At 57.4% G+C, this 734-nt stretch carries 1 protein-coding gene; it reads left to right on the forward strand.

Features of this window, described 5'->3' with window-relative positions:
* A partial coding sequence (locus DMH08_RS39700) for an efflux RND transporter permease subunit (RefSeq protein WP_148108678.1) occupies positions 1-734 on the forward strand: 734 nt, incomplete at both ends.

The following is a 734-nucleotide window of genomic DNA, read 5'->3' on the forward strand; positions in this document are numbered from 1 at the left end:
GAGGTAAGGCTGGGCGATGTCGCCACCGTCGAAATGGGGGCGGAGAAATACGATTATCTTAGCCGCTTCAATGGTAAGCCAGCCTCCGGGCTGGGGGTTAAACTGGCCTCCGGCGCGAACGAAATGGCGACAGCGGAGCTGGTGCTCAATCGTCTCGACGAGCTGGCGCAGTATTTTCCACACGGACTGGAATACAAGGTGGCGTATGAAACCACCTCGTTTGTTAAAGCCTCCATTGAAGACGTGGTGAAAACGCTTCTGGAAGCTATCGCCCTGGTTTTCCTCGTTATGTATCTGTTCCTGCAAAACTTCCGCGCCACGCTGATACCCACTATCGCCGTGCCAGTGGTGTTGATGGGAACCTTCTCCGTGCTTTACGCCTTCGGTTACAGTGTCAACACCTTAACCATGTTCGCGGTGGTGCTGGCGATAGGCCTGCTGGTGGACGATGCCATCGTGGTGGTAGAGAACGTCGAGCGTATCATGAGCGAGGAGGGCCTCTCGCCGCGTGAAGCGACGCGAAAATCAATGGGGCAGATTCAGGGCGCGCTGGTCGGTATCGCCATGGTGCTATCGGCGGTATTTGTGCCGATGGCCTTCTTCGGCGGCACCACCGGCGCGATCTACCGCCAGTTCTCGATTACCATCGTCTCGGCGATGGTGCTGTCGGTGCTGGTGGCGATGATCCTCACCCCGGCGCTGTGCGCCACATTGCTTAAACCCGTTCATAAAGG

The sequence above is a fragment of the Actinomadura sp. WAC 06369 genome, assembly GCF_003947565.1.
Lineage (GTDB): Bacteria > Actinomycetota > Actinomycetes > Streptosporangiales > Streptosporangiaceae > Spirillospora > Spirillospora rifamycini.